7 protein-coding genes are annotated in these 6,000 nt (G+C 39.3%); 4 read left to right on the top strand and 3 right to left on the bottom strand.

The genetic code is table 11. From position 1 onward, the window contains the following. Positions 1-251: 251 nt before the first annotated feature. The 3 genes from WC460_06485 to secD all read right to left on the bottom strand — a co-directional run bounded on the left by WC460_06485 (position 252) and on the right by secD (position 3,757). Positions 252-563 carry a hypothetical protein gene (locus tag WC460_06485; protein MFA5188980.1) on the bottom strand — a complete coding sequence of 104 codons (312 nt, stop codon included), beginning with the start codon at positions 561-563 and terminating at the stop codon, positions 252-254. Positions 564-688: 125 nt separating this feature from the next. Next, positions 689-1,684, bottom strand: a complete 996-nt coding sequence (gene secF / locus WC460_06480; GenBank protein ID MFA5188979.1) for a protein translocase subunit SecF — start codon at positions 1,682-1,684, stop codon at positions 689-691. A gap of 12 nt (positions 1,685-1,696) precedes the next feature. After that, complete coding sequence (secD, locus tag WC460_06475) at positions 1,697-3,757, bottom strand: protein translocase subunit SecD (GenBank protein MFA5188978.1); 2,061 nt, start codon at positions 3,755-3,757, stop codon at positions 1,697-1,699. Positions 3,758-4,294: 537 nt separating this feature from the next. Here secD and WC460_06470 point away from each other — a divergent pair. From WC460_06470 to WC460_06455, 4 genes are all read left to right on the top strand, one after another. After that, positions 4,295-4,501: a TraR/DksA C4-type zinc finger protein gene (locus WC460_06470; GenBank protein MFA5188977.1), complete on the top strand. Its 207-nt coding sequence runs from the start codon at positions 4,295-4,297 to the stop codon at positions 4,499-4,501. Between the two features lie 184 nt (positions 4,502-4,685). Next, the gene (locus tag WC460_06465) at positions 4,686-4,913 is read left to right on the top strand and encodes a hypothetical protein (GenBank protein MFA5188976.1); all 228 of its coding nucleotides are present in this window, start codon (positions 4,686-4,688) and stop codon (positions 4,911-4,913) included. A gap of 319 nt (positions 4,914-5,232) precedes the next feature. Next, entirely contained in the window at positions 5,233-5,616 is a 384-nt protein-coding gene (locus WC460_06460) for a hypothetical protein (protein ID MFA5188975.1), read from the top strand. Positions 5,617-5,627: 11 nt separating this feature from the next. Continuing rightward, positions 5,628-5,966, top strand: a complete 339-nt coding sequence (locus tag WC460_06455) for a hypothetical protein (protein MFA5188974.1) — start codon at positions 5,628-5,630, stop codon at positions 5,964-5,966. The last annotated feature ends 34 nt before the right edge of the window (positions 5,967-6,000 follow it).

Raw genomic sequence — 6,000 nt, 5'->3', positions numbered from 1 at the left:
TTTTTTTTGTCATAATAACGGTAATTTTAATGAATTATCCCCTTAAGAATAGGATAATTCCTGATATTCTTCCAACCTTAGAGAAAATCCAATATTCTTAGCAGTCGCAAAAGGGGACGCTATCCTAAGGTTAGGAAGCCTGTTGGGTTAAAAGGTTAGGGCAAGGATCACTTAACCATTTCCCCTTACATTTTTACAAAAAAAATCAGGAGCGTAGTAATATGCTAGCGCCCCTGTGTTTTGAAGGATATTTATCTTTTTACCGAGCACTCGACAAATATGTACGAACTTTTAGCCTGCCCTTCGGGTGTATATTCAACCCAATTGTAAGTTTCCGGAGTTTCTCCATCCCGCATAGGACGCGTAAGTATCCATGGGAGATATGATCCTCCATGCCAGGTCACATTTATGAGCTTTTCCCCGCAAACTAGATTTAAACGATACCCGCCTCCAGGAGCTGCTTGCACTGAATGAGGCTCCCCACGATTGGGGTCATGCTGACATCCAAAAATCAAAAAACTCGCAACAAAAAACAACGATAGGAACCATACTTTTTTTGCCATTTTTTCCTCCTTTGTTTGGCAATAAATTGATTACTCATCATAGAATATTATCTAATTTTTGTCAATAGCTAAATAAAAAAGAGAATACCACATTCTCTTTTTAATATAAGATAAAATTTACCTAATTATTCACTCTTTTTCCTGGCCCAATCATACTTTTGCCAAGCTACTAAGAGTTGGGAAGCAATAAAGATAGATGAATATGCGCCAAAGAAAATACCAATTAATAATGGGATAACAAAGTCATTAATCACTCCTCCGCCGAAAATTGCCAAAGCTGTCAGGGCTAATTCCACGGTAACAATAGTATTAATAGAACGAGCCATAGTTTCCCAAATGCTTTTTTCCACAATTTCCTCAAATTCACCTTCATATTTATGCAAATTCTCACGCACACGGTCAAAAACCACGATCGTATCATTGACTGAATAACCTAAAATTGTCAGTAAAGCAGCCACAAAAGGCGTATTAACTTCAAAACCAAAATATTTGCCTAGGATTACAAAAATACCAATGGTCACAAAAATATCGTGAGTTAAGGCAATTATCGCCGCTACGCCATATTTCCAAGAAGAAACAGGGTAAGACACCTTGCGGAAAGCTACGGCAATATAAATAACAATAGCGATGACAACTAAAATAACTGCGTAAAAAGCTTTGGTTTTTAATTCAGCGCCAATAGCTGGTCCAATTGAGTCAAATCTTGTTTCTGTAACCTGATTACTGCCTGAAGTACTGACATTAATGCCTTTGACTTCTATATTGGCATCAGTATTTGCGCTTTCAACTTTAAGATTATTGCCTGCATTTTCAGAACTAATAGGAGGATTTAATTTTGCCAAGATCTGTTGATGAATATCCTCACCGGTTTGCTGAAATCTCAAAACATAGCCTTTATCGCCTATAGCTTGAATTTTCAAACCTTTCAAATTTAGATCGGCCAAAGTCTGACTTAGCTCGGCAGTGACAGGCCTGGTCTGGGCATATTGAATTTCCATTAAACTGCCGCCTGTGAAATCAATACCCAGATTTAAGCCCCATATTATCCAAAGTAAAATAGAAACCAAGGTTAATGTGCCTGAAAAGATTAAAAAGAATTTTCTGTGTTTAATTATTTTCATATATTGTAGTGCTTAATTTGAAGTCATTATTTTTTGTTCTTCTTTGCTTTTCTTGTGCCAAAACAGCCATTTAGCTCGTTGGACAGGGTTCCAGCCGACTACAACGTTCATAAAGGTTCTTGTTATGGTAATGGCTGAAATCATAGAAATGACAACGCCAATAAACAAGGTCAGAGCAAAGCCTTTGATTATACTCGTGCCAAACCAATACAAGAAAAAACAAGAAATTAAAGTAGTTAAATTGCCGTCGCGAATTGAGGGCCAGGCACGTTTAAAGCCTTCCTCTGAAGCTGAACCTAATGGCTTGCCCCAGGTTAATTCTTCTTTTAATCTTTCAAAAATCAAAACATTAGCATCAACGGCCATACCGACTGACAAGACAAAACCTGCAATGCCTGACAAAGTCATTGTCACGGGAATTAATTTGTAAATTGCTAAGTTGATAATTACATAAATAACCAAGGCAATAACCGAAAGCAAGCCAGGCAAACGATAATACAAAATCATGAACAAAGCTATTAGAATAAAAGCTAATATTGCGGCGTTTAAACTTTTATCCACAAATTGCTGACCCAAACTAGCGCCCACGGTTTGCTGGCTGACTAATTCAATTGGCACTGGCAAAGCGCCGGCATTTAAACGGCGAGCGAGTGTTTTGGCTTCTTCCAAACTAAATTTTCCCGATATTACGGCTGAGCCGCCAGTTATTGGTTCATTCACAGTCGGCGCGCTAATTGGCTGGCCGTCAAGATAAATAGCTACTGTTTTTCCCACATTCCTCGTTGTAATTTCAGCAAAAAGAGTTTTACCAATATCTGTAAATTGCAGTTCAACTTCTGGTTCATTCGTTGTCGGACTGATATTAACTTGAGCGTGTTTTAAATCCTTGCCTGACAAACCAGTATTTTGATAACCGCCCTGAGGCAGAAGATCTGCTTCAGTTTGTTTTTTAATTAAAATTCTAGATACTTGATAAGTAGTAACTACTCGCTCGTCAGTTTTATAAATAAGATGAAAGCCAAACTGTGTTTCAACCACCTCAGATATTTGACCGACTTTCATGGCGAAAACAGCATCTTCAAAAGCCTTAACCATCTGGCCTTTGCTAAAAAATCCTAAATCACCACCGCTTGTGTCAGCGCCCGGCTCAGTAGAATTTTCTTTGACAAGCTGGGTAAAATTTTCCGGGGTGGCCTTGGCTTTTAATTCTTCAATCTTTTTTCTGGCATCATCTTTGGAAGTTTCTTTATCGCATTTTTCCGCGCCTTTGTAACAAATTAAAAGATGGCTGGCTCTTACTTCTGTGTCTGGCTTAGTGTCTCCCCTTTTTAAAATATTATAACCCTCGCCATTTTCAAAAACTGCTGGATAAATATCGCCTGTGCCGATTTCCTTAATCGGCTTTAAAAATTCGCTATGAGCGCCTCCATCTTTAAGATAGCCCAAATCGCCGCCATTTGCTTTTGTGGCTAAATCTTCAGATTTATCTTGGGCAATCTGGCTGAAATTTGCAGGCGCAGATTGCGCTTGATCTAAAATAGTTTCAGCTTTTGTTTTTGCGTCCTTATTAAATTTATCCAATTGAGTTTTTTGTTCAGCTGTTAAAGTAGGCGTGCCTGTGACTTGTTCTTTAAATTCAAGAAGAGGAGTTTCTCCGATCATTTTAATGGCTTGGGAGACATCTTTAATGCCGGCTAATTCAACAATTACGCGATAATTTGAGCCTTCTTTGGTTGTTTGGATCAAAGGTTCTGCCACGCCAAAAGCATTAACACGTTTTTCAATCACATCTCTGACGCCTTCAACAGCATCTGACTGGTCACTGCCTGGCACTTTAGAAACATCAGCCTGATAAATTAGCTGAGTGCCGCCTTGCAAGTCAAGACCCAAACGAAATGGCAGATTATAAAAATGCGGGATCTTAATGCCCAACTTACTATTGATTGCATCAACTGAAACATCAAAAGCTTTTGGATAATCCAAAAGACCGCCTAAAACAGCAATAACGACAATAATAAGCAAATAAATTTTAATTTTGGTTCTTTGGCCGATTGATCTTGATTTTTGTGCCATATGTAATACGGTTTTATTATTTAAACACGGTTAAATGGTTACTAATCTACTAATATTCTACAAATCTACAAATTAATTAATCACATAACCTATTAGTAGATAAGTAGCAAATTCGTAAATTAGCATCCTAAAAAAAAGATAACCACTCTCCGGTTAATAAATATATTGTAATACAACTAAAAAATTCTCGCAAGTCTTAAATGCGAATCTTTTAATGCCTGCCGGCAGGCAGGCGAATGCTGCGAATGGCGGCTAAGTGAAAGGATTTCTGAGGTTCGGCCTCCAAATTGGAGGCCGAACCTCAAACTCCAAGTTCAAATCTCGTACTTAGCCGCCTCTTATTTTACCTAAATTACGTAGTTTTTGTAGATAATTTACAATTTTGTAGTCTAAACCCCTTGACAAAATATTTAAAACATGCTATTATATAATATTCTACCTAACAATATAAAAGGAGCTAGCGTCCAAATTCCTAATAATGGGAATGACTGGAAACTACACTGGCTCATACGAAAAAGTCTTTTTAAGGAGGAAAATGTGGTAACGAAAGTTAAATGCGAATGCGGAAAAGAAATCCCAATAGCCAGGCTGAAAGCCTTGGCACCCATCGGTGGAACAAACAAATGCGCCGTCTGTCAGGCAAAAGCCGAGGCCCAAGCCAAAGATCACGGCACGACTCACTTCCATCTTCGCCCCATCATCGCAGACAAAGCATTCGGGGCGCTGGGCAACGCCCAACTTTAGCCAGGAATTTCATTCCAAGCCGGCAGGCAACCTAAACCTAGGTTGCCTGTTTTTTAATATATGCGAATATTTTGAATGCGAATGACGCGAATTTTTAGACGGCGTCCAAGTGTTTAGTAGGTAATTTGACAGATTGCTTAAAACATGAAACAATAAAAAAACACAAAGTTACAAAGGAGGAAATATGGAAGACTTATTAGCCTTGGCTGAACTTTTTCACTTGGAAGTGAATCGCGCTAAAACAACAGACAACTGGATTATCGTCCGTGGCGTTAACGATGGTATAAATATTGTTATAGAAAAAAAATTAAATGCCCGTACAAACAAACACGAATTTTACGCGAGTCGCGAAATAAAAGGTGTCCCGACTGTATTTTCGCCTAGTGTAGGCTTGCTCAAAATTTTGATATAAATCAAATTATAATTGCGAAAAAACGAGGGTGCTATAAAGCCCCTCTTTTATTTTTTATGCGAATGTTATGAATTATAGATGCGGCTAAGTGCGAGATTTGGGCAAAATGAGTTCGAGGTTCGACCTCCAATTTGGAGGTCGAACCTCGGAAACCCTCGCCATTAGCCGCCTTTTTTTAAGGGAATTTTGTAGCTTTTATAGGCTTTTTAGGTAGTTCCGTAGGCTCAAACTCTTGACAAAATCATTAAAATATGCTATACTCTAAGTACGCTTAAAACTGGCATTTTGCTGGTTAAATTCATTGAAAAAGGAGAAAAAGATGGACAAAAGCAGCAAGCTTTTCGTCAGGATTCAGATGGCTGGCCCTGCCATCCTGAAAAAAATGTACACATTTGTGGGATTTGATAAACTGGGCACCCACTTCAAACATGGGCAGACGCTCGTGCAGTACGCAAGGGAATATTGTGATAAGTGGATATACATCCGCTTAACACCGGAAGAACTTTCAAAAATCAACCTTTCCCAGCCAGGAACATTGTTCTGCGAAAAATTAAACCTGCATTTGCCCTATTGGGCAATCTGCAGAGTGGAATTTTCAAGCAGTAACAAATCAACCCACCCAGCCAATCGGCAATGGGCGGAATGGTCGCAGTTCCCAGGCTGGGGAAATTGTGAATATCTTAACGAAAAGAAAGCAGCATAAGGAGAAAAATCATGATATACTTCGGATTTGCTTTGGCGGATTCCATGTTTGCAGGTGACTGCATAATCATCCGACAACAACTCACCGTTGATGACGTAAAAAGATTGGTGAAACTTGGTGTTGAGTCCTGCTGTAACTCGAGCCACAAAGCCACAATAGAGGCGATGAAATCGCGTTACGGAATCGATGTCCCAATCCCCGAAAAACCGCCTCGTGTAGAGCTCAAACGGAGGGATAGCGTGATCGTGATGGGAGTTCGTGGTCTTCCACGGCTCACCGATCGGCACGAATACACGGTTGAGGAAATCGCACAAACGATTTTCACTTTCGCCATGTATTTTATCAACTAGGTCCGAGGGGTACCTTAAATCCCCTCTTTCATCC

This window comes from Patescibacteria group bacterium (assembly GCA_041651155.1).
Lineage (GTDB): Bacteria > Patescibacteriota > Patescibacteriia > CAIXNZ01 > CAIXNZ01 > JAPLYF01.
This window is presented reverse-complemented; position numbering and strand designations above follow the sequence as displayed.